Origin of the sequence: Sphingomonas sp. (genome assembly GCF_026460985.1) — a bacterium.
GTDB lineage: Bacteria > Pseudomonadota > Alphaproteobacteria > Sphingomonadales > Sphingomonadaceae > Sphingomonas.
On sequence record NZ_JAPKNM010000103.1, the window covers coordinates 1 to 21819 of the forward strand.

Genomic DNA, 21819 nt, shown 5'->3' on the forward strand with positions numbered 1-21819 from the left:
GGGTGCGGCTGCGCAGCAGCCGCGCGGAGCTGCGCTCCGCTCTACCCCTCTCCAAGCTGCGCTAGGCAGCAAGCTGCCAAGCTTCGCTATCCTCTCCCCTATCAAGGGGAGAGGATATTTGAGCTGAATCTCGATACGGCCTCGCCTCGCCCCGACACCGCGCAGGCCAACACCGCAAAACGCCCCCTCCCCGCCACCGTTCCGCACCCGTTCAGTTTTCGCCGCAAATGACTTGCTGATTGCGGCGCCCGCGCTGTATGTGACGAGGCGATGACAGTCCCTCAACCGGACGGATCGCGGGATCGCCGGATCGAGGATCCGACCAACCTCTGGATCATTCACCCGGCAGGGCGGCTCCTGCTGCCGTGGTTCGTCGCGCGCGGCATTTCGGCCAATGCCGTCTCGGTGCTCGGCCTCGTCCTCGGCACGCTCGCCGCCGCGGCCTATGCCCAATGGACCTCCTGGCCCTTCGCCTTTCTGGGATTGCTGCTCTCGGTCGGCTGGCTGATCGCCGACGGGCTCGACGGCATGATCGCCCGCGCCACCGGCACCGCCAGCGCATTGGGCCGCACGCTCGACGGCATCGTCGATCACGGCGTGTTCACGCTCATCTACCTCGTCCTCGCCTTCTCGATCGGCACCTTCGAGGGCTGGGTGCTCGCCGTCGCGGCGGGCGCGCTCCACGCCGTCCAGTCGAGCCTCTACGAAGGCGAACGCGCGCGCTTCCACCGCCGCGCCAAGGGCATCGCCGCCGCACCGCCCGCGCCGAGCCGCAACCCGCTCGTCCTGCTCTACGATTTCGTTGCCGGCAGCATGGATCGCATCGCCGCCCGCTTCGAGGAAGCGCTGGCCCAGGCCCCCGATCCCGCCGCCTTCGGCCAGGCCTATGCCGAAGCCGCCGCCGCGCCGATGCGGCTGATGCGGCTGCTCACCGCCAATGTCCGCGTACTGGCGATCTTCCTCGCCTGCCTCGCCGCCGATCCGCGCCTCTTCTGGTGGTTCGAGATCGTCCCCCTCACCGCGGTGCTCGTCATCGGCCTGGCCTGGCACCGCGCCGTCGAATCCCGCCTCCTCCGCGCCAGCGGGGCGGCGTCCCAACAACCATCCCAATCATCTATCCAGAGGACCTGAAACCCATGAAGAGCATCAACATCGCGATCGTCGGCATCGGCAACTGCGCCAGCTCGCTCGTCCAGGGCCTGTCGCATTATCGCGACGGCGCCAACGACACGATCGGCCTGATGCACTGGGATCTCGGCGGCTATCGCCCCAGCGACATCCATGTCGTCGCCGCCTGGGACGTCGATGCGCGCAAGGTGGGCAAGGACGTGTCCGAGGCGATCTTCGCCAAGCCCAATTGCACCGCGGTCTTCTGCGAGAGCATCGAGCCGACCGGCGCCAAGGTCCAGATGGGCCGCATCCTCGACGGCGTCGCCGAGCACATGTCGGACTATAACGACGAGCGCACCTTCGTCGTCGCCAACGATCGCGAGGCGACCAAGGAGGAAGTCGTCGCGATGCTGCGCGCGACCAAGACCGACGTGCTGATGAACTACCTCCCCGTCGGTAGCCAAGAAGCCAGCGAGTTCTACGCCGAATGCGCGCTCGAGGCGGGCGTCGCCTTCGTCAACAACATCCCCGTCTTCATCGCCAGCAACCCCGAATGGGCCGATCGCTTCACCGCCGCGGGCGTGCCGATCATCGGCGACGACATCAAGGCGCAGCTCGGCGCGACGATCGTCCACCGCGTGCTGACCGACCTGTTCGCCAAGCGCGGCGTCAAGCTCGATCGCACCTATCAGCTCAACACCGGCGGCAACACCGACTTCCTCAACATGTCGAACCACCGCCGCCTGGCGTCCAAGAAGATCTCCAAGACCGAAGCGGTGCAGTCGGTCGCCGCCGAGCGCCTCGAGGACGAGAACGTCCATATCGGCCCGTCGGATTACGTGCCCTGGCAGAACGACAACAAGGTCTGCTTCCTGCGCATGGAAGGCTCGATGTTCGGCGGCGTGCCGATGAACCTCGAGCTACGCCTCTCGGTCGAGGACAGCCCCAATTCGGCCGGCGTCGCGATCGACATGATCCGCTGCGCCAAGCTCGCCAAGGATCGCGGCATCGCCGGCCCGATCGACGCCGCCTCGGCCTATTTCTGCAAGCATCCGCGCACGCAGATGACCGACGATCTGGCGCAGACCGCGGTCGAAGCCTTCATCGCCGCCGCCTGAGCGCGATGATCGACACCGCCGTCCTGCTCGCCGCGGGCGAAGGCAGCCGCCTTCGTTCCGCGGCGGCGTCCAAGCCCCTGTGCCCGGTCGGCGGCAAGCCGCTGATCGAGCATGCGATCCACGGCTTCGCCGCGGCGGGACTGACGCGGGTGGTGGTGGTGCTCGGCTATGAGGCCGATCGGATCGAGGCGCACCTTGCCGCCGGTTCCTGGCCGATCGCAGTCGAGACCGTCCGCACCGCGGACCACCGCCAGCCCAACGGCGTCTCGGTCCTCGCGGCCGAGCGCGCGCTGGCCGGCGGGGAAGCCGTGCTGGCGATGTGCGACCATCTCGTCGATCCCGCGCTCTACGCCCGCGTCGCACGGGCCGGCGCGGGCGGCGGCGCCCGCCTCGCGATCGACCGCCGCGTCGACAGCGACCTGGTCGACCTCGACGACGTCACCGCCGTCCGCACCCAAGGCGAGGCGATCGTCGCGATCGGCAAGCACCTGCCCGACTACGACTGTTTCGACACCGGCGTCTTCGCGATCGGCCCCGGCCTGTTCGCCGCGCTGAACAGCCTGCCCGCACCGTCGCTCACCGAAGGCATGCGCGTCCTCGCCGCCCAGGGCATCGCGCTGACGATCGACTGCAGCGACCTGGGCTGGATCGACGTCGACGACCCCGCCGCGCTCGACAAGGCCGAGGAGTGGCTGCGGGCCGCCTGAGGGTCACCTAATTCCCGTCATCCCCGCGAAGGCGGGGATCCAGCTTCCCAATCCTCCCCCGCCAGGGGGAGGTGTCGCCGAAGGCGACGGAGGGGGAGGTAGGCGACCCACAAGCCGACGTGCTTCCGCCCCCTCCGTCATGCTTCGCATGAGTGCGAGGTCGGATCGTCCCCCGGACGATCCTCGAACATGCGGGGCATGTTCGACCTCGCCCCCCCTGGCGGGGGAGGATCAGAAGCGCCCCCTCACCCATGCGCCGCGTCGTACAACGCGCGCTTCTCCTTGATGTCGTCGAGATTGGCCCAGGCCCAGCTTCCCATCGCGGCTACCGGCACCGACAATGACCGCCCGAGCTCGGTCAGCGCATATTCGACCTGCGGCGGCACGGTCGGGTGGACGGTGCGGCTGACCATGCCGTCGCGCTCGAGATTCTTGAGCGTGCGCGTCAGCATCTGCTGCGAGATGCCGTTGATGGCGCGCTTGATCTCGTTGAAGCGGTGCGGGCGCCCGTGCAGCGCCATGATGATCAGCACGGTCCATTTGTCGCCGATCCGGCCCAGTATCTCGCTGATCTGCAGGCAATCGGTGTGGCCGGGGGGCAGGATGGTCTCATCCATGTGACTTGGTCCTAGAAATATGCGTTCTTGGCGACGTCCATATGGTCTCATACCTGGTGCAGGTCTTTAATCCAGACCTGAGGCGTTATGAAGATTCTCCACATCGACACCAGCATCCAGGGCGAAGGTTCGGCGAGCCGGCGCATTTCCGCGGAGGCGGTCCGGCGCGTGCTGGCCGGGAATCCGCAGGCGGAAGTCGCCTATCGCGATCTGGCGGCCGAGCCGCTGGCGCATTTGACGCTCGGCGCGTTCGCCTCGGCGGATTCGCAGGCGGCACTGGCCGAGTTCCAGGCCGCCGACGTGGTCGTGATCGGCACGGGCATGTACAATTTCAGCGTGCCCAGCCAGCTCAAGGCCTGGATCGACCGCGTCCTGGTCGCCGGGCAGACCTTCCGCTACACCGAAACCGGCCCCGAAGGGCTCGCGGGCGGCAAGCGCGTCATCATCGCCCTGGCGCGCGGCGGCTTCTACGGCGACGGCTCGCCGGCCGCGTTCCTCGAGCATGCCGAGACCTATCTGCGCGGCGTGTTCGCCTTCATCGGCGTCCGCGACGTGGAGTTCGTCACTGCGGACGGCACCGCCATCCCGGATGCCCGCGAGGCCGCGATCGAAGCCGCCCAGCAGCGCGCCGCCGCGCTCGCGGCCTGAAGGCGCGGCGGCTGTCGGCCCTCGCCGGCAGCCGCCAGCCTCTCACGCCGTCAACAAAGCTTCCGCGAAGAGATCGATGTCCTTCTGGCCGAGATCGGTGTTGTTCAGCACGACCAGCGTGGCGCCGCCGTCCAGGCGGTGCGCCAGGAGCGACCGATAGCCGTCCACGCGCCCCGTCTCCCAGGCGAAGGCGTGCGGCGTGCCTCCGATCCCCAGTTCCTTCACCCGGCCGCCGAGCGCATAGGATTGCTCGGGCACGAGCACCGTGGCCAAAGCCGCGCGGGAACCGGCGCTCAACAGGCGCGCGCCATAGACGCCCTGGGCGGCGCGGACGAGATCGGCGGCGGTCCCGCAATAGCCGCCCGAGGCCAGCGTATAGATGCTCTGCGGGAACATCTTCCGGACGGGCGGATCGATCGTCGCATAGCCCGCGGCGATCCGCCCGCCGACCTCCGGGGCGTAGCGCGGAAGCACGGTGGCGACGCCCAGCGGCGCGAGCGCCAGCCGGGCGACGGCCTGCGCGAAATCCTCGCCGGTCACGGTCTCGACGATCCCCTGGACGATGATCCAGTTGGTGAAGTCATAGGAGAAGCGGCTGCCCGGCTCGAAGGCGAGGTCGCCCGAACAGAACGCCTTGATCGCCTCGGCGGTGGTGAAGGGCTTCGTCCACAGACCGGGATCGGCCTTGAGCATCGCGCCGAAACCGTTGGGGATGCCACTGGCGTTCGAGAGCAAATGCTTCAGTTGGACCTTCGCCCCGGTATCGGCGCGGAAGTCCTTGAGATAGTCCGAGACCGCCGCGTCGAGCCGCAATTTGCCCTGGTCGACCAGGCGCAGCACGGCGACCGAGCTGAACCATTTGGAGATCGAAGCCAGCGGGTACGGCGTGCCCAGCGAGGCGCGGCGCCCGGCCTCGACATCGGCCATGCCGAAGGCACCCGAGAAGACGGTCTGCGATCCCCGGACGAAATGGACGATACCGTTGAATCCGCTGGATTTCACGAAAGCGTCGACCTTGGCCTGCGCGCCCGCCTCGGGGGCGGCGAGGGCGGCCCCGAACGGCAGCGCCACCGCGCCCCCGGCAAGCGACCCCATGAAGGATCGGCGAGTCAAATTCCCCATTCTCACCCCCGGCATTCCTGTTGCGTCGCTATCTGATGCCGAGCGATGTGAACGCCGTATGACTCCGCCCCTTTTCGCCGGCGACGAAACCCCGGTGACAGACGCCCGCCAAGTGGTCATGCTGCTCCCATGACCATCCGTCCCCTCACCGAAGGCGAAACTCGTCTCTGCGCCTCGGTCTTCGGAGACGCGGTCGACTATTCGCAGGCGCGCGTCGCCAACAGCAAGTGGATCTTCTTCCAGCCGGCGAACACCACCATGGCGCCGCGGGGCACGATTCACTTCCACCCGAAGAGCGGCATCTATCACGAGGATTTCAGCCAGTCCCCGCTCGGCGTGCAGGGGCTCTTCATCCACGAGATGGTGCATATCTGGCAGCACCAGAAGGGCATTTTCCTGCCGATCAAGCGCCATCCCTTCTGCCGTTACGATTACGCGCTCAAGCCCGGCCAGGCCTTCGAGAAATACGGGCTCGAGCAGCAGGCCGAGATCGTCCGCCACGCCTTCCTGCTGCGCCACCGCGCGATCATCGCCGCCGCGCCCGCGCTGGCGCAGTATGAGACGCTCCTCCCCTTCCGCCCGGCTTAGGGTCCGCACGCAGTTCCCGTCATCCCGACGAAAGCCGGGACCTCAGGCCGCGAGCGAACTGCCTGCGGCACGAGGCCCCGGCTTTCGCCGGGGTGACGGTTCTCGCTAATCCGCCTTTTCGCCGCGCTCGATGCGCGCTTTCACGCTCGCCGGTGGAGTGGGGTTGGACGGCCGCGGCGGCGGAGCGGTGCGCGGCGCAGGTTGCGGGCTCGACGCGCCGCTCGGCGCGCTCCGTTGGGGCCGCGGCGTATCGGCCGACCAGTTCCGACGTGGCGCAGGCGAGGACGACGGCGTCTCGGCCGACCAGGCCCGTCGCGGTGCGGGCCTTGTTGCCGGAGTCTCGCCGGGCTCAGTTGGCGGACGACGCCAGCCGGCGCGCCCGCCCTCGGGGCGCGTCCAGCGCGAGGGCCTCGACTCCGGCGTCCGGACCTGCGGCGGCGTCGGCGTACCCGAAGCATCGGGCTGCCCAATATCGTCGCGGCCGGGCCGCGGGCGGCGACCGCCCCAGCCGGGCCGCGGCCGCGTAACCGGCGTCGGCTGCGCACCTGGCGCAGGCGAGGACGACGGCACGTCGGGCGTCACTCCGCTCGTATCGGTCGGCTCGACCATCGGAGGCCGCCGCGGGCCGCGCGGCACCCGCGGCACTTGCTGGCCCGCATCGGGCCGCGGCGGACGACCGGCACCCCAGCCTCCCGGCCGCCCTCGGCCTGGCTGGCGCGGCCCCTCCGCTCCGGGCGTCCCCGGCGTCCCCGCACCCGGCTGGCCGGGACGGTGCGGCCGTCCCGCGCCCGGGCCATGGCCCTCGCCCGGCCTGTGGAAGCGGCCCGGCGGCGGTCCCTGGAACCCGCCTTCGCGCCAGCGCCGAAAGGCCTCGGCCAGCGCGCGGCGGCGCAACCGTTCCGCCTCGATCCGGTGCCGCCAGTCGGCGTCCCGCCAGCGTTCGCGGTGCCGCTCCCAGCCGGGATGGCGCCGCCAGCCTCCGCCCCATATCTGCACGCTGCCCCAGAGGACCGGGCTGGTATCGATCCACGCCTGGCTGTCGACCGCGCGCCATTGCCGCTGCAGCATCGCGCGCTGCAGCATTCGCCCGCGCGCATAGAGCTCGACGCCCTCGCCCAGATGCTCCGCTCCCGCCTCGCGCGGCATCGCCCCGCCATCGGGGCCATAGACCACCGCCACCGTCTCGCCGTCGAAGCCGAAGCTCATCCCCGGCCGCACCGCGAGGAACGGTCCTTCGTCGCCGGGTGCGAAATAATAGCTCCTTATGCCTTCGCCCGCTTCCTCGACGACGATCCGGTATCCGTCCTGCAGCTCCCAGGCCCAGGGCTCGGCGCCCTCGAACGCGAAGGCGTGGTCGGGCGGCGCGTCGCCGATCGCTTCCCACAGCGAGTCCGCGCGGTCGATGAAGCGATATTCGTCGGGGCTCTCGACGGCGCTGTAGACCGGCGGCGGCGGGGCTTCGTACAGCCCCTCGCCATAGGGCATCATGCAGGCCGAGAGCGCCAGCATGCTTCCCATCGTGCCCAGCCGCGTCGCGCGTTTCCAGTCCATATCCTCTCCCCCGTGATCCCCGGAAGGCAGCATCCGCCCGAGTCGCTGAACGAAGGATGACCGCCGCGGACCGGCTTGCGCGCATTGGTATCGCACCCCACATCGCGCTTGCGCGTTGACCTCCGGAACGTGCTCCCTATACTCGGAACATAACTGGAACGGTCAGGCCTCCCGTATGCTTACCCATATTTCCGTCCGCGGCGCGCGCGAGCACAACCTCAAGGGCGTCGATATCGACATCCCCCGCGATACGCTGACGGTGATCACCGGCCTGTCCGGCTCAGGCAAATCCTCGCTCGCCTTCGACACCATCTATGCCGAGGGCCAGCGCCGCTACGTCGAATCGCTCTCGGCCTATGCGCGCCAGTTCCTCGAACTGATGCAGAAGCCCAATGTCGAGCATATCGAGGGCCTCAGCCCAGCCATCTCGATCGAGCAGAAGACCACGTCGCGCAACCCGCGCTCCACTGTCGCGACCGTAACCGAGATCTACGATTACATGCGCCTGCTCTGGGCGCGCGTCGGCATTCCCTATTCGCCCGCCACCGGCCTCCCCATCGCCGCGCAGACCGTCAGCCAGATGGTCGACCGCGTCCTCGCGCTGCCGGCGGGCACGCGCCTGCTCCTCCTCGCCCCCGTCGTCCGCGGCCGCAAGGGCGAGTACCGCAAGGAGCTCGCCGAGTGGCAGAAGGCCGGCTTCCAGCGCGTCCGCATCGACGGCGAGACGTACCTGATCGAAGAGGCCCCCGCGCTCGACAAGAAGTACAAGCACGACATCGAAGTCGTGGTCGACCGCCTCGTCGTGGGCGGCGAGATCGCCACGCGCCTGGCGGAGTCGTTCGAAACGGCACTCAAGCTCGCCGAGGGGCTGGCGTACGTCGACCTGGTGGATACGACGGTAGAGGCTCTTGCAAGCCCCTCCCCTTCAGGGGAGGGGTTGGGGTGGGGCCTGTCCGCGAGCTCCGATCTCGGTGAGACATCCCCCACCCCCAACCCAGTGCCGGGTCGGTCAGGCTCCCAGCCTGACCTGAATAGCCCGGGGGGCTATTCACCCGGCACTCCTGAAGGGGAGGGGCTCAAGAAGGGCATGAAGAACGCCGGCGTTCCCGCCAACCGCATCGTCTTCTCCGAGAAGTTCGCCTGCCCCGTCTCGGGCTTCACCATCGCCGAGATCGAGCCCCGCCTGTTCAGCTTCAACGCCCCCCAGGGCGCCTGCCCCGCCTGCGACGGCCTGGGCGAGAAGCTCGTGTTCGACGAGGACCTCGTCGTCCCCAACCACGATCTCACCATCAAGAAGGGCGCGATCGTCCCCTGGGCCAAGTCCAACCCGCCCAGCCCCTATTACATGCAGGTCCTGGGCTCCCTCGCCCGCGAATTCGGCTTCAGCCTCGACACCAAATGGTCCGACCTCCCCGGGGAGCATCGCGACGCGATCCTCTATGGCACCAAGGGCAAGCCCGTCACCCTAACCTTCGTCGACGGCCGCAAGTCGTACGACGTGCGGAAACCCTTCGAGGGCGTGATCGGCAACCTCAACCGCCGCATGCTCCAGACCGAGTCCGCGTGGATGCGCGAGGAGCTGTCGAAATACCAGGCAAGCCACCATTGCGAGACCTGCCACGGCGCCCGCCTCAAGCCCGAGGCGCTCGCGGTCAAGATCGCGATGCGCGACATCTCCAGCGTCACCCGCCTCTCGGTGGTCGACGCGCTCGCCTTCTTCGCCCAGCTCCCCCGGCACCTCACCGACCAGCAGAACGAGATCGCCCGCGCGATCCTCAAGGAGATCGACGAGCGGCTCGGCTTCCTCAACAATGTCGGCCTCGACTATCTCAACTTGGATCGCACCAGCGGCACCCTCTCGGGCGGCGAATCGCAGCGCATCCGCCTGGCCTCGCAGATCGGCTCGGGCCTCTCGGGCGTGCTCTACGTCCTCGACGAGCCGAGCATCGGCCTCCACCAGCGCGACAACGACATGCTGCTCGCCACCCTCAAGCGCCTGCGCGACCTCGGCAACACCGTGCTCGTCGTCGAGCATGACGAGGACGCGATCCGCACCGCCGATTACGTCATCGACATGGGCCCCGGCGCAGGCGTCCATGGCGGCGAGATCGTCGCGCATGGCAGCCTCGACGACGTACTCGCCAGCACGGACAGCATCACCGCCGACTATCTCTCGGGCCGCCGCGAGGTCCCGCTCCCGGCCAGGCGCCGCAAGGGATCGGGCAAGAAGCTCACCGTCCACAATGCCACCGCGAACAACCTCACCGGCGTCACCGCGTCGATCCCGCTCGGCACCTTCACCTGCATCACCGGCGTCTCGGGATCGGGCAAGTCGAGCTTCACGATCGACACGCTCTACGCCGCCGCCGCGCGCCAGCTGAACGGCGCGCGCATCCTCGCGGGCAAGCACGACAGGATCACCGGGCTCGAGCATCTCGACAAGGTGATCGACATCGATCAGTCGCCGATCGGCCGCACCCCGCGCTCGAACCCCGCCACCTATACCGGCGCCTTCACCCAGATCCGCGACTGGTTCGCGGGGCTCCCCGAGGCCCAGGCGCGCGGCTACAAGCCCGGCCGCTTCAGCTTCAACGTCAAGGGCGGCCGCTGCGAGGCGTGCACCGGCGACGGCCTGCTCAAGATCGAGATGCACTTCCTCCCCGACGTCTACGTCACCTGCGACGTCTGCCACGGCCAGCGCTACAATCGCGAGACGCTCGAAGTGAAGTTCAAGGGCCGCAGCATCGCCGACGTGCTCGACATGACCGTCGAGGACGCGCACGAATTCTTCAAGGCGGTCCCACCGATCCGCGACAAGATGGCGATGCTGGCGGAAGTCGGCCTCGGTTACGTCAAGGTCGGCCAGCAGGCGACGACGCTCTCGGGCGGCGAGGCCCAGCGCGTCAAGCTCGCCAAGGAACTCGCCCGCCGCGCCACCGGCCAGACGCTCTACATCCTCGACGAACCCACCACCGGCCTCCATTTCGAGGACGTGCGGAAGCTCCTCGAAGTCCTCCACGCCCTGGTCGAGCAGGGCAACACCGTGGTGGTGATCGAGCACAATCTCGACGTCATCAAGACCGCCGACTGGATCCTCGACCTCGGCCCCGAGGGCGGCGTGAAAGGCGGCGAGATCGTCGCGGAAGGCACGCCGGAGGCGGTGGCCAAGGCCCCACGGAGCTTCACCGGGCGGTACCTGGCGCCGTTGCTGGAGCGGGGGAAGGTTCGGGAGACGGTGGCGGCGGAGTAACTAACTCCCTCTCCCCCCTGGGGGAGAGGGAAGGGGCCCACCGCCGCAAGGCGGTGGGAAGGGTGAGGGGCATGACACCACATTACCGCCCGGAATTCGAAGCCGCGCTCCGCCTGTTCGCCCGGATCAGCGAGGCGCTGCACCTACGCGGCCTGCCCCGGCCGGTGCTGGTCGGCGGGGCCGCCGCCGAACTCTGGTCCACCAGCGCCCTCACCACCGGCGACTTCGACATCTGCACGCCCGCCCAGCCCGAGCTGGAGGAGGAGATGCAGCGCTTCGGCTTCGTTCGCCCGTCCGGCGCCGGCCAGTTGCTCAAGGGCTGGATCCACCCCAACCTGAAGCTCGGCTTCGAAGTCGTCGCCGACGTGCCGATGGACGGCAATGTCGACGCCGCGCACATCCGCCTCGTGCGGCCGGTGGGCGAAGGCGCGCTTTTCAGGGTGATTTCGGTGGAGGACCTGATCGCCGATCGCATGGGCCAGTATGCGTCGGGAACGGCGCGCGATCGCTTCGATCAGGCGCGATTGCTGCTGGCCCTTCATCCGGACGCCGATCGCGACTATCTTGATCGCCGGATACGAGAGGAAAGCTGCGGTGACTTCGGACTCGAAGACCTCCAGGATTGAGGGCGAGGAACAGGTCATCGACATGGCCGAACTCGGCGCACGCCTCGCCGACCGCCGCGCCGCCCTCGGCAATCCCGACCTCCCCCGCAACTCCGGCAAGCGCCGCACGGCAAGCAAGAAGGCACTCCTCGCGGCGATCGAGGCGGCTGGGGGGAAGTGGTAGGCGGAGGTGTCAAGGGCGGCGAGATCGCCGCAGAAGGCACGCCGGGACAAGAGGCGAAGGAGCCGTAGAGCTTCACCGGCCGCTACCTGGTGCCGTTTCTGGAGCGTAGGAAGGTCCGAGAGACGATGGCGGCGGAGTAGGCTAGCTTCCGGTAGTATCTTGAGCTAACCACAAGCAGTTGGAGGGGGTACAATGGCAGCTGTGGCGCAAGAAAAGCTCGTTGAGCTTCGAACTAAGATCACCGAAAGTCTGCGTGTTCAACGTGATACGGCTAGCATCGACTACATCAACGTAGGCAACGCCCTCAATGACGCCATGTCGAAGCAAAATCACGCAATTTTTGCGCGCCGCGGATGCGGAAAGACACTTCTACTTCATAAATCTACAACTGATCTTCCAGACAATATGGCGGCTATATACCTGAATTGCGAAGATTTTAAGCGCCACTCATTTCCCAATGTTCTAATTGAGATATTAAAATCTCTGTTTCTTGAGATCGACAAACATCTTTATGGATGGTTTGGGCGAAAGAAGCGACTTAAAGTAATTGTTAAGGATATCCTTTCGCACCTTGAAACCATGAAAGGTTCGGAGGATAACTCCTCCGAAGATATAAAAACTAAGGCCGCTGCGTCTGCCAGCGATGAGATAAACCTAGAAACCTCTTTAAAGCATGGACCTCTGAGCGGGAAAGTTTCAGCTAAGTCCTCATCTTCTATAAGTGAAGAGACTGAGCGTGCCTTTAAGCTTTATCACGATAAGCTGCGCGAGCTCGATCATTGGCTACCTGATTTAAAACGCCAAATTAGAGAGTTCTTTGAGCTATCTAAGGATAAGAAATTTATTCTTATCCAAGTAGACGATTTGTATCACCTGAGACGAACCGATCAAGCCTTCGTTGTGGATTATATTCACAGACTCTGCAAAGACGTACCTTTATTTTTCAAGATTGCGACACTGAGACACGCGTCGTCGCTATACGCCGACAGACACGGGCAACCCGTTGGCGCACAAGAGCGCCACGACTATCAGAGCATCAATATTGACTATACATTTAGTGACTTCAAGAAAACTCGCGATCAGAATTGGGCGATTCTTTCGCGCTTTGCAGATACCGCGGCTGTTACGACACCGGAATTGAGTTCACTTTTCAAGGGCGAAGGTTTTTCACGCCTTGTTATGGCGGGCGGCGGTGTACCCAGAGACGTCCTTTCGCTATTTCTTGAAATTCTAGATCAGACTGATGTTCAAGTTGGTGAGAAAATTGGGAAAGACGAGGTTCGCATACTTAGCAGAGCTAATTTTGAACGCAGAATTGAGGAACTTAAACAGGATTCTCAGGATGTCGAACAAGGTGACCTTATCAAGGGCATCTATATTATCCGCACCTTTTGCTTAGACAGAAAGACAAATGTCTTCATGGTAAGCGAGAGGCTAATGCAGCAGAATGATGGACTACGCGCCCTGTTTTATAGATTGATGGACTATAGAATTATTCATAGTTGCGCATCTGCGCTTACGCACAAATCCTCGGATGGTACCTTTCAGGCATTTGCGATTGATATCGGTTGCTATGCGCATTTACGGAAGCATCTAAATCGATTTGTTGAGACAGATGTATCTGATCCTGGCGCTAAAGATAAAATGCGTTCCGCACCTATTTTAGATGAATCTCAAATGGGGAGGCTTTTCGACCAAGCTCCCCAGAACGTGGAACAGGCGTTATTGGAAGAGGACGAAGAGGAAGAAGATTGATTACCTCTGCCTCAATCAGGCTACCTCGAATAACCATGGAGTTCCGGGGACACGGGAGTTCCGGGGGAGTTCCGGGGACACATTACCGAATTGGCGCCGCCCTTCCTCCCTTTCCCGCTCCGCGCTATATTCCCCGCATGGCCAAGCTCTCGCCCATCGAGTCCGAATTCGCGACGACCGAAGAGGCCGAGGCCTATGACGCGTGGTTCCGCGCCAGGATCGAGTCCCGCCTGGCGTCCAAGGCGCCCGGCATTCCGCATGACGAGGTCATGGCGCGGATGCAGGCCATTATCGATCGTCGCAAGAAGGGCTGATGGTCTCGCTGATCTGGCACCCCGGGGCGCTGGAGGATCTCGAGGCGATTGTCGATTTCATCGAGTTGCGTAACCCGCTCGCCGCCCAGCGTATCGGCGATGCCATCCGGCTCACCGCAGAACGCCTCCCCGATCATCCCTACGCCTATCGGCCGGGCCGCATCCCCGGAACCCGCGAAGCGGTGGTCCATCCCAATTATGTCCTGGTCTATCGCGTCGCCGAAAACATCGAGGTCGTCGCCGTCCTCCACGCCCGCCAGCAATATCCCTGACTTCTTCTCTCCGCGTCCTCCGCGCCTCCGCGCGAACCCGATCTTCCTTCTCTTCGCGTCTTTGCGTCTTTGCGTCTTTGCGTGAATCGATCTTCTTCTTCGTCACCCCGGACTTGTTCCGGGGCCCACCGCGCCGCAACCGAAAAGCAAGCCCCCCAGCTTCCCGCCCAGCCGCACGGTGGATCCCGGCCCAAGGCCGGGATGACGGAAGGCGACAAACGCATGTTGCCCACACACCACACCCCGTCACAAAAAGAACAAACAGCGAACAAACCCCTCTCCCAAAAACCCCATCCCGGCATATCTGGTGAGTCCTCACGCAGACAGGAGGACGCAATGAACGCCCAGGCCCAGTTCCTTTGCCCCGATCCCGCCCCCGAACCCACCGATCCCGCGCGCCCCGTGCAGTACGATTTCGGCCCGGTCGAAACCCGCTATGACGGCTGGACGCCGGACAAGCAGGCGATCTTCCTGCGCGTCGTCTCCGAAGGGCACAGCATCACCCATTGCTGCCGCGTCGTCCGCATGACCAAGCAGTCGGCCTATGCGCTGCGCCGCTCGGCGCGCGGGGCGGGGTTCGCGCTCGGCTGGCAGGCGGCGTTGATCCTCGGGCGCGAGCGGCTCGCCGACGAGATGCTCGATCGCGCGCTGAACGGCGTGGTCGAGACGATCACCACCCCCAATGGCGAGGTCACCGAGCGCCATCGCCACGACAACCGGCTCGGCATGGCGATGCTCAGCCGGATGGACCGCGTGGCCGATGCGGCGCGCGCCGATGCGAGCCATGCCGCCGCGCGGCTGGTCGCCCAGGATTTCGACCAGTATCTCGATCTGGTCGGGCGCGACGGCGGCCCGGCCCGCGCCGGGCTGTTCCTCGGGGCGCGCGCCGATGCCGCCGCGGCCGACGAGCTCGCGCCGATCCGCGCGCTCGCCCGCGCCGACAAATGGCTGCGCACCCATACCGACCTCGCCGAGCCCGTCGACGCCACCGATCTCGATCCCGCCGCGCGCGCGGGCTGGACCGGCGAGCAATGGGGACGCGCCGAGGCGGTGGGGCTGGTCCAGCTCGCTCCTCCCGCGGACGCGCGCGATGGCAGTGGTAAACTTGGTCAACCGGATGACGCCGCCGACGCCAAGGAGCCGGTCTGGTGGGACATGTTCGAGGAGCGCTGGCGCACGCACTTCCCGCCGCCCGAGGATTTCGACGGCGAGGAGGACGGCGCCTACGGGGACGAAGGCTATTCGCGCACGCTGAGCGATGCGGAGGAGGCCGCCTGGGAGACCGAGTATCGCGCCGAAGTCGCCGCACGCGAAGCCGCCGAGGCCCGCGATCGCGACCGCTATTTCGGCTTCCTCGTCGAGCCCGAGCCCGAGGCGGCGCCGGCACCCGACGAACCCGACGAACCGTCCGACACCCCGCGCCGGAAATCGCGCGCGGGTTCGTGCGTTGAGCCCCTGTCCGCGCCGCCTCCCGGCGCCCGTACAGGAGCACCCGTCATGAGCATCTTCGGCAAGATCAAGGACGCCATCTTCGGTCACAAGGCCGCCGCGCCCGCCGCTCCCACCCAAGCCCCCGCCCAGGCACCCGGCCAACCCGCGGCCCAGAGCCCGGCAATGCCGCAGATGCAGCAGCCTGCCGCCGCCGCGCCCGCCCAGCCGGTCGATGTCGAGATGGTGCTGATGGTCTTCGAGACCGAGCGCGGCACCGCGGACCTCAACTGGCGGACCTCGATCGTCGACCTGTTGAAGCTGATCGACCTGGATTCCAGCCTCGAGAACCGCAAGGCGCTCGCCGCCGAGCTCGGCTATGGCGGCACCCTCGACGGCAGCGCGGAGATGAACCTCTGGCTCCACAAGGCGGTGATGCAGGCGCTCGAGAAGAACGGCGGCAAGGTCCCCGCAGGCCTCAAGGATTGAGCCCCCATCGTCATCCCGGCGAAAGCCGGGACCTCGGGCGGCAGGCGAGCCGGGTTCTCTGCTCCCGCCGCTTGAACGCCCCGCCCCCGCCTCCTACATTAGTCCAAGGCGCCCGCCGCATCGCGGCTGTTCCGATGGAACCCCCGGCGCCTTTCGCCCTTTTCCGCATCCGGGAACGCAAGCGGCCATCGGCCGTGTCGCGTCCCCGCATCCGGCATGCCGCCGGATCGCTCCGGACAGGGCGTTTCGACCCTCAAACAGGAAACAGAATGAACTTTTTCACGAATATCGAAGATACCCAGATCACCCGCGGCGCCCGCAAGGCCTTTGACGCCTTCGTCCCCGCCCATCGCCGTCTCTTCCCGATCGAGCCGTGCCCGCGCGAAGTCGCCCGCGCCGCCGTCCGCGAAGTGCTCGGCTGATCCAGCCCCGGGGCGCGGCATCCTGCCGTGCCCTGAACGGGCCCGCCGGCCCGCCTCTCTCCCTCGCTTGCAATGTAGGATTTGCTCTGATCTTCTCTGGGCCTGGTCGCTGCGGCCACGCTCTTTGAAATCGTCGAGTCGATCCGGAGACCCGCGCAAGCAAATTTCCGCCGCGCGAAATCCAGGAAACGAATCCGCGGGGAGAGTGCGAAGTCGAGCCTGCGAAATCCTGCAAATTCCCACTCAGGCGGCACTCGATTTGTAATTTCGGGCCAAGGCGCCCATATCCGGTGCGCTACAGTCGCAATCAGACGGTCACTTGGTGCTTTGCGGCTCCTTTTTTCCTTCTCCTCGCCTCCGCAGCAAGAGGTCCGCCCGCTCGGGGCGCGCCGACAGACAGAAGGAACATCCCATGACCCAGCAGGGCACCGTCAAATTCTTCAACGCCGACAAGGGCTATGGCTTCATCGCCAGCGACAATGGCGGCCCGGACGCGTTCGTCCACATCACCGCTGTCGAGCGCGCGGGCCTGCGCACGCTCAACCAGAACCAGCGCGTGACCTATGATCTCGAGCCCGACAAGAAGGGCAAGATGGCCGCGGTCAACCTCCAGGCCGGCGAATAAGGAACGCTGCGGCGCCCCGCCCGTTTCGGGTCCGGGGCGCCGCGCTCCCTTCTTTCACCTTTCCGGAGCTTGTGATGGCCGACCTCGTCAACACCTATCGCGCCCAGGCCGAAAAGGCGCAGGCCGAAGCCGATGCCGCGACGCTCGACAATGTCCGCGAGCGCAATCTGCGCGCGGCCGAGGCATGGACCCTGATGGCCGATCGCCAGGAGCGTACCGAGCGCGGCCGCGCGCAGCGCGAAGGCGCGGCGCAGGCCCGCGCCGCCGCCGCAATGGCCGATTAGGGGACTCTCTGGACTCGGCAAGCTTGGTGCCCTGTGCTAGGTACCGACTCACCACCGGCAGGCCTTTTTGGTAAGCGCCGGTGGCTGAGAGACAGGACCCGCGCTCCCGCTTACCGGCACCCAAGGAGCTTGCCATGGACCTCGATTACCTGAGTCGGCGCCACGCCGACGCGACGGCCCGAGCGGCCGCCGCATTGTCCGCGCCGGCACGTATCGCCCACCAGCGCATGGCACGCAGCTATGCCGATCGTATCGCCGCCGAGCAACGTGCGGCATCCCGGGCGAACACGCCCGAATGAAACCACAACGGACGGTAACTTTCTTAGTCGCTTGACCCCTCGCGCTTCCGGAAACACAAAGACTTGCGGCCGGGGGGCAGCAGCTAGCGAGTGCCGGACTTGATGCAGATCCGATGGTGGGCGCCACTTCTGATCCTGGCGCCGCTGCCAGCCAGTGCAGCGGACGAAGAGCCGCAGGACCTCTCCATGCTGTCGATCGAGGAGCTGGCCCAGCTGCCGGTCCGCTCGGCGTCGAAGCGCGAGGAGCCGCTCCGGGGCGTTCCCAACGCGACGTGGGTGATCACCAACGAGGACATTCTCCGCTCTCCCGCGACCTCGATCCCCGAGGTGCTGCGCCAGGCACCCGGGCTGCAGGTCGCCCGGGTCAACGCCACGCAATATGCGATCAGCGCCCGCGGCTTCGGCGGCGTTGAGCCCTCGAACAAGCTGCTCCTGCTGGTCGACGGGCGCAGCGGCTATTCGACGCTCCATTCGGGCGTGTTCTGGGAGCTCCGCTCGCCGCTGCTCGAGGACATCGCCCAGATCGAAGTGATCAGCGGCCCGGGCGGCACACTCTATGGCCCCAATGCGGTCAACGGGGTGATCAACATCTTGTCGAAGGACGCCTTCGACGCACAGGGCGTGCTGGTGCGCGGCACGGCGGGTGCACGCGAGCGGACCTTCGGCGCGCGCTACGGCTTCAAGCTCGGCGAGGATGCCGCGGTCCGCGTCTACGCCAACGGCTATGACCGCGAGGACATGCCGGCGGCCGGCATCGCACCGGCGTTCGACGACGCCATCCGCGGCTGGCAGGCGGGCTTCCGCGCCGACATGCACAGCGGGGCGAGCCGCTTCACGCTGCAAGGCGACATTTTCGATAATGACAGCTTCCGGGTCCCCGGCGATGGCGATCGTGGGTACAACCTGCTCGGCCGCTGGCGGCGGGACCTGACCGACAGCTCGTCGTTCCAGTTCCAGGCCTATTACGATTATTTCAAGCGGCGCGCCCTGCTGACCGTCGACGTGCTCGAGACGGTCGACGCCGAGGTCCAGTACAACCTCGCCAGCGGCCGGCACGACCTGGTCGCCGGCATCGGCGGGCGCACCACCCGCGACCTCTTCGTGAATACGCTCAACGATTTCCAGCTCGATCCGCCGCGTGCCCGGCTGTGGATCGGCAACGCCTTTCTCCAGGACCGGTTCGCGCTGACGTCGAAGCTCTCGGTCACCGCGGGCGCCAAGCTGGAGAGTTCCTCCTACACCGGCGTCCAATTGCTCCCCAGCCTGCGGCTCGCCTGGCAGGCGGGCGAGCGGGCCCTGCTCTGGGCCGCGATATCACGGGCGGTGCGCACCCCTTCGCGGATCGACCGCGATCTGACCGAGCCGGTCTTCCTCGCCCGTGCCCCCGATTTCGCCTCGGAGAAGCTCACGGCGTACGAGGCCGGCTATCGGGGGCAGCCCACCTCCTCCACCTCGCTGTCGCTGTCGCTCTTCTACAACGACTATAGCGACCTGCGCAGCGCCACCTTCATCGGCAATCCCTTCCCGCTCCAGCTCAGCAACGACCTGCGCGGCCAGACCTATGGGCTCGAGGCCGCGGTCACGCAGCAGCTCGCTCCCTGGTGGCGGGTGACCGGCGGCGCGGCATGGCTCCGCAAGGATTTCGAGGTCCGCCCAGGGGCGATCGATCTCACCGCCGGCGCCTCGCTCGGCCAGGATCCGGACTATCGCTTCACCTTCCGCTCGCAAGTGACGCTGCCGAGCGGCCTGCTGCTCGACCTCAGCCTCCGCGCCGTGGACGGCCTCGATAGTCCGCAGGTCGACGGCTATGTCGAGGCCGACGCCCGGCTGAGCTTCCGCGTCGCCGAAGCCGTCGAGCTCTACGTCGCCGGCGAGAACCTGCTGCACGCCCGCCACCTCGAGAGCAACGACGTACAGCGCGCCCAGTGGATCGAGCGCAGCGTCTATGCCGGAACGCGGCTGCGCTTCTGATGCGGACCGCGGCGCTCCGGCTCGCGTTCGGCGCGGTCGCAGCGATGTTGCTGCCCGCAGCCGCGCAGCCGCACAACCAGGCGAGCGAGGAAGCGGTGAAGGCGGCGTTCCTGCCCAAGTTCGTGCGCTATATCGAGTTGCCGGCCGGGGTTCAGCCCGAGGCGAGCCAGCCCTTCTATCTCTGCGTCATCGGGCGTGATCCCTTCGGGCCGATGCTCGATCGCGCCGCCGCAAGCGAAGTGGTCGACGGGCATTCGGTGGCGGTGCGCCGGTTCCCCGACGCCGAGTCTCCCGCGGTCGCCGGTTGCCACGCGGCCTATGTCGCCGGGGCGAACGAGCAGCAGACATCGTCGGTGCTGGCAACGCTCCGCCGCCAGCCGACGCTCACCATCACCGACAGCCGCTGGAGCAGGTCGCACGGCATGATCCATTTCGCGACCATCGCCGGGCGCGTGCGCTTCTCCATCGACGATGCGGCCGCGGGCGAGCGGGGCATCGCGGTCAGCTCGCGCCTGCTCGCATTGGCGATCGATGTGAAGCAGCGCGCGCAATGATGCGGATCGAGGACATCACCGGCCGCTGGCGCAGTTTTCCGATCGCCATCACCGCGGCGCTGGTCGTGCTGCTGCTGTTGGCCGGCATCCTGATCGTCGCGCAGGGCGAATCGAGCTACCTCGCCCAGAAACAGCGCGAGACGCATGCGCAGACCGACATCCTCGCCGCCAGCGTCGCCGCGGCACTCGATTTCGGCGACGCCGCCGCCGCACGCGAATCGGTGGATACGCTGCGCGTGAATCGCCAGGTGCGGAGAGCGGCGATCTATGACCGGGCCGGGGCGCTGGTCGCCGGCTATGCGCGCCGCGGCGAGACGGTGCCCGTCCAGCTCGACCCGGCGGAGTGGAGCCGGGGCGACGCGATCACCGCGGAAGTGCCGGTCACGCGGTCGGGCGAGCAGCTCGGCACGGCGCTGATCGCAGTCGATCCCCAGCCCTTCTCGACGCGCCTGCGCCGCTATCTGCTGGTCGGCCTGCTCGTCGTCATGGCCGCGTTGGTGGCGGTGGTGCTGGGCATCGCGCAGCTCACGCTCAGCCGCGCCAATCGCGAGCTCGAATCGCGCGCCGCGGCGCTCACCGCGAGCAACGCCGAGCTCACCCATCAGGTCGGCGAGCGCGCCAAGGCCGAGGAGCAGCTCCGCCAGGCGCAGAAGATGCAGGCGCTCGGCCAGCTGACCGGCGGCATCGCGCACGATTTCAACAATCTCCTGACGGTGATCCAGGGTTCCGCGGACATGCTCCAGCGCCCCGGGCTGCCCGAGGATCGCCGCAAGCGCTATGCCGACGCGATCGTCCAGGCGGCGGCGCGCGCGGCGGCGCTGACGAGCCAGCTGCTCGCCTTCGCCCGACGCCAGCCGCTCAAGCCCGAGGTCATCGACGTCAACATGATGGTCGCCGGGATGACCGAGCTGCTGGATCGCACGCTCGGCGAGCGCGTGCGCGTCGAGACCGATCTCACCGACGAGGTCTGCACCGTCGAGGCCGATCGCGCCCAGCTCGTTTCGGCCGTGCTCAACATCGCCGTCAACGGCCGCGACGCAATGCCCGAGGGCGGCACGCTGCACATCGCCACCGCCAGGCTGTCGGGCGAACAGGGTCCAATGATCGCGCTCACGGTGAGCGATTCGGGCAGCGGCATGGATCCGGGGACGATCGAGCGTGCGATGGAGCCGTTCTTCACCACCAAGGCGGCGGGCAAGGGCACCGGGCTGGGGCTCAGCCAGGTCTATGGTTTCGCCTCGCAATCGGGCGGCGAACTGCGCATCGAAAGTGCACCCGGACAGGGAACGCGCGTTACCATCCTGCTCCCCTGCAGCGATCTCGAGCAGAGCGGAATGCCCGAGGACCGGCAGGCGCTGGCCGACGGCGCTCGGACCGGTTCGGTGCTGCTCGTCGAGGACAATGAGGAAGTCGGCGAGTTCGCCGAGGCGCTGCTGCGCGAGCTGGGACACCGTGTCGTCCGCACCCGGTCCGGCAACGAGGCCATGGAAGTCGCGCGGGCCGCGGAGTTCGACGTGGTGCTGAGCGACGTGGTGATGCCCGGGATGAGCGGTCTCGAACTCGCCGAAGCGCTGGGCACCCTGCGCCCCGAGTTGCCGGTGATCCTGACCACCGGCTATAGCGACGAGATATCGCGCTCGGGTGCCGGCGGACGGCCCGTGTTGCTCAAGCCCTATCGGCTCGACACCTTGTCCTCGGTGATCGACGCGGCACTGCGCCCTACGCCCGAAAGCAGCGGCGCTTAGTCAGGGCGCCGCTCAGGGCATGAAAAAGCCCGCGGAGCCGAGGGGCTCAACGCGGGCTTCTTTAATGGTGGGCGTGGCAAGGATTGAACTTGCGACCCCTGCGATGTCAACACAGTGCTCTACCACTGAGCTACACGCCCCCAAGGAGGGCGCGCTTTAGC

General features: G+C 66.7%; 22 protein-coding genes and 1 tRNA gene. 19 read left to right on the plus strand and 4 right to left on the minus strand.

Annotated elements, in window-relative coordinates; genetic code table 11:
• Nucleotides 1-270 precede the first annotated feature (270 nt).
• Genes MT490_RS17070 through MT490_RS17080 form a run of 3 tightly spaced genes read left to right on the plus strand, consistent with a single transcriptional unit; the run spans nt 271 to nt 2935 of the window.
• On the plus strand, nt 271-1131 hold the full coding sequence (locus MT490_RS17070; protein WP_297390431.1) for a CDP-alcohol phosphatidyltransferase family protein: 861 nt from the start codon (nt 271-273) through the stop codon (nt 1129-1131).
• Nucleotides 1132-1136: 5 nt separating this feature from the next.
• Nucleotides 1137-2228, plus strand: coding sequence for an inositol-3-phosphate synthase (locus MT490_RS17075; protein ID WP_297390433.1), 1092 nt, complete (start codon nt 1137-1139; stop codon nt 2226-2228).
• Nucleotides 2229-2233: 5 nt separating this feature from the next.
• Nucleotides 2234-2935, plus strand: coding sequence for an NTP transferase domain-containing protein (locus MT490_RS17080; RefSeq protein WP_297390435.1), 702 nt, complete (start codon nt 2234-2236; stop codon nt 2933-2935).
• A gap of 245 nt (nt 2936-3180) precedes the next feature.
• On the opposite strand, the gene MT490_RS17085 is transcribed toward MT490_RS17080, so the two are convergent.
• Nucleotides 3181-3552, minus strand: a complete 372-nt coding sequence (locus tag MT490_RS17085) for a helix-turn-helix domain-containing protein (protein ID WP_297390437.1) — start codon at nt 3550-3552, stop codon at nt 3181-3183.
• Nucleotides 3553-3639: 87 nt separating this feature from the next.
• Here MT490_RS17085 and MT490_RS17090 point away from each other — a divergent pair, with 87 nt between their 5' ends.
• Nucleotides 3640-4200 carry an NAD(P)H-dependent oxidoreductase gene (locus MT490_RS17090; protein WP_297390439.1) on the plus strand — a complete coding sequence of 187 codons (561 nt, stop codon included), beginning with the start codon at nt 3640-3642 and terminating at the stop codon, nt 4198-4200.
• A gap of 42 nt (nt 4201-4242) precedes the next feature.
• On the opposite strand, the gene MT490_RS17095 is transcribed toward MT490_RS17090, so the two are convergent.
• Complete coding sequence (locus MT490_RS17095) at nt 4243-5322, minus strand: serine hydrolase domain-containing protein (RefSeq protein WP_297390441.1); 1080 nt, start codon at nt 5320-5322, stop codon at nt 4243-4245.
• Between the two features lie 129 nt (nt 5323-5451).
• On the opposite strand from MT490_RS17095, the gene MT490_RS17100 reads away from it, so the two are divergent.
• Nucleotides 5452-5910, plus strand: coding sequence for a vgr related protein (locus tag MT490_RS17100; RefSeq protein WP_297390443.1), 459 nt, complete (start codon nt 5452-5454; stop codon nt 5908-5910).
• 105 nt (nt 5911-6015) lie between these two features.
• Here MT490_RS17100 and MT490_RS17105 read toward each other — a convergent pair whose 3' ends face one another.
• The gene (locus MT490_RS17105; RefSeq protein ID WP_297390445.1) at nt 6016-7461 is read right to left on the minus strand and encodes a hypothetical protein; all 1446 of its coding nucleotides are present in this window, start codon (nt 7459-7461) and stop codon (nt 6016-6018) included.
• 175 nt (nt 7462-7636) lie between these two features.
• On the opposite strand from MT490_RS17105, the gene uvrA reads away from it, so the two are divergent.
• The 14 genes from uvrA to MT490_RS17175 all read left to right on the plus strand — a co-directional run bounded on the left by uvrA (nt 7637) and on the right by MT490_RS17175 (nt 21658).
• A complete protein-coding gene (gene uvrA / locus MT490_RS17110) occupies nt 7637-10711 on the plus strand; it encodes an excinuclease ABC subunit UvrA (RefSeq protein WP_297390447.1) in 3075 nt (1024 codons plus the stop codon).
• Nucleotides 10712-10782: 71 nt separating this feature from the next.
• Nucleotides 10783-11337 (plus strand): hypothetical protein, encoded by a 555-nt coding sequence (locus MT490_RS17115; RefSeq protein ID WP_297390449.1) that lies wholly within the window; start codon nt 10783-10785, stop codon nt 11335-11337.
• A 22-nt stretch (nt 11338-11359) separates the two neighbouring features.
• On the plus strand, nt 11360-11500 hold the full coding sequence (locus MT490_RS17120; RefSeq protein ID WP_297390450.1) for a hypothetical protein: 141 nt from the start codon (nt 11360-11362) through the stop codon (nt 11498-11500).
• A gap of 192 nt (nt 11501-11692) precedes the next feature.
• The gene (locus tag MT490_RS17125; protein ID WP_297390452.1) at nt 11693-13255 is read left to right on the plus strand and encodes a hypothetical protein; all 1563 of its coding nucleotides are present in this window, start codon (nt 11693-11695) and stop codon (nt 13253-13255) included.
• 137 nt (nt 13256-13392) lie between these two features.
• Complete coding sequence (locus tag MT490_RS17130; protein ID WP_297390454.1) at nt 13393-13569, plus strand: stability determinant; 177 nt, start codon at nt 13393-13395, stop codon at nt 13567-13569.
• The gene (locus MT490_RS17135) at nt 13569-13841 is read left to right on the plus strand and encodes a type II toxin-antitoxin system RelE/ParE family toxin (RefSeq protein WP_297390455.1); all 273 of its coding nucleotides are present in this window, start codon (nt 13569-13571) and stop codon (nt 13839-13841) included. Before MT490_RS17130 ends, MT490_RS17135 begins: the two co-directional genes overlap by 1 nt.
• A 336-nt stretch (nt 13842-14177) precedes the next feature.
• On the plus strand, nt 14178-15758 hold the full coding sequence (locus tag MT490_RS20365) for a DUF3597 domain-containing protein (RefSeq protein WP_363321763.1): 1581 nt from the start codon (nt 14178-14180) through the stop codon (nt 15756-15758).
• A gap of 269 nt (nt 15759-16027) precedes the next feature.
• Nucleotides 16028-16180, plus strand: a complete 153-nt coding sequence (locus tag MT490_RS17145) for a hypothetical protein (RefSeq protein ID WP_297390457.1) — start codon at nt 16028-16030, stop codon at nt 16178-16180.
• Nucleotides 16181-16592: 412 nt separating this feature from the next.
• The gene (locus MT490_RS17150; RefSeq protein WP_029728753.1) at nt 16593-16805 is read left to right on the plus strand and encodes a cold-shock protein; all 213 of its coding nucleotides are present in this window, start codon (nt 16593-16595) and stop codon (nt 16803-16805) included.
• 74 nt (nt 16806-16879) lie between these two features.
• Nucleotides 16880-17089, plus strand: a complete 210-nt coding sequence (locus MT490_RS17155; RefSeq protein ID WP_297390459.1) for a hypothetical protein — start codon at nt 16880-16882, stop codon at nt 17087-17089.
• A 134-nt stretch (nt 17090-17223) separates the two neighbouring features.
• Complete coding sequence (locus MT490_RS17160) at nt 17224-17388, plus strand: hypothetical protein (RefSeq protein WP_297390461.1); 165 nt, start codon at nt 17224-17226, stop codon at nt 17386-17388.
• Nucleotides 17389-17574: 186 nt separating this feature from the next.
• Nucleotides 17575-19359 carry a TonB-dependent receptor gene (locus MT490_RS17165; RefSeq protein WP_297390463.1) on the plus strand — a complete coding sequence of 595 codons (1785 nt, stop codon included), beginning with the start codon at nt 17575-17577 and terminating at the stop codon, nt 19357-19359.
• The gene (locus MT490_RS17170; protein ID WP_297390465.1) at nt 19359-19913 is read left to right on the plus strand and encodes a YfiR family protein; all 555 of its coding nucleotides are present in this window, start codon (nt 19359-19361) and stop codon (nt 19911-19913) included. Before MT490_RS17165 ends, MT490_RS17170 begins: the two co-directional genes overlap by 1 nt.
• On the plus strand, nt 19910-21658 hold the full coding sequence (locus tag MT490_RS17175) for an ATP-binding protein (RefSeq protein ID WP_297390467.1): 1749 nt from the start codon (nt 19910-19912) through the stop codon (nt 21656-21658). Before MT490_RS17170 ends, MT490_RS17175 begins: the two co-directional genes overlap by 4 nt.
• Nucleotides 21659-21723: 65 nt before the next feature.
• Here MT490_RS17175 and MT490_RS17180 read toward each other — a convergent pair.
• Nucleotides 21724-21798 (minus strand) — tRNA-Val (locus tag MT490_RS17180).
• Between the last annotated feature and the right edge of the window lie 21 nt (nt 21799-21819).